General features: G+C 67.5%; 1 protein-coding gene. It reads left to right on the top strand.

The annotated features are described in order from the left end of the window. Nucleotides 1-90: 90 nt before the first annotated feature. On the top strand, nucleotides 91-1,068 hold the full coding sequence (locus tag FJ658_RS15870) for an IS481 family transposase (RefSeq protein ID WP_141146274.1): 978 nt from the start codon (nucleotides 91-93) through the stop codon (nucleotides 1,066-1,068). Nucleotides 1,069-1,077: the final 9 nt, after the last annotated feature.

Here is a 1,077-nt window from a genome sequence, read left to right as displayed (position 1 = left end):
TGTACTCGGTCAGCAGGTTGGTGACGGTGCGGTAGGTGAGAAGGCCCCGCAGGCTGGTGGTGTCTAGTCACCCAGTCCGGAGGCCTTCTCGTGGTTCACCGTAATGCCCGGCTCGCTGTCGCGGGTCGGATGATCTTGGTTCAACGTGTTCTCTCGGGGCGCCCGGTCGCTCATGTCGCGAAGGAGCTCGGCGTCTCGCGGACTTGCGCTCACCGCTGGGTGACCAGGTTTCGCAGCGAGGGCCCGGTGGGGCTCCATGATCGATCATCTCGGCCGAGATCCATGCCGAGCGCAACATCCTCAGCAGTGCGCGAGCGGCTTCTCGCCGCACGGGTCGAGGACCGGGCTGGCCGGGATCAGCTCGCCGCCCGGTTCGGGGTGAGCCCGTCGACCGCGTCGCGGATCATCGCCCGGGCAGGCCTGCCGGTGCTGCACGAACTCGACCCGGTGACCGGGATCCGGATCCGCGCCTCCCGCCGCACCAACCTCCGCTACGAACACGACCGTCCGGGAGATCTGCTCCACATCGACGTCACGAAACTCGGCCGCATCCCCGATGGCGGCGGCTGGCGCCTCGACGGCCCCACCGCGATCGACCACAACCGCGGCCGAGTGAGATCGAAGAAGCTCGGCATGGACTGTCTCCACGTCGCGGTCGATGACCACTCCCGCCTCGCGTTCGTGCAGGTGCTGCCCGACGAGAAGGGCCCGACCTGCGCCGCGTTCCTCCTCGCAGCGGCCGCGTTCTTCGCCGACCACGGGATCACGATCCGTCGCGTCATGACCGACAACGCCCTCAACTACCGCCGCTCGCGCGATTTCCAGGCCGCTCTCGCCACGCTCGACGCGAAACACGTCCTGACCCGCCCGCACTCGCCCTGGCAGAACGGCAAGGCCGAACGCTTCAACCGGACCCTGCAAGACGGATGGGCCTACCGGCGCGCGTTCACTTCGAACCAAGACCGCCTCGACGCCCTCGAACCCTGGATGAACCACTACAACTACGCTCGACCCCACACCGCCTGCGGAGGCCAACCACCCATCAGCCGACTGACACCAACGTCATGACCGAGTACA

It is taken from the genome of Schumannella sp. 10F1B-5-1, assembly GCF_006517535.1.
Classification (GTDB): Bacteria; Actinomycetota; Actinomycetes; order Actinomycetales; family Microbacteriaceae; genus Schumannella.
This window is presented reverse-complemented; position numbering and strand designations above follow the sequence as displayed.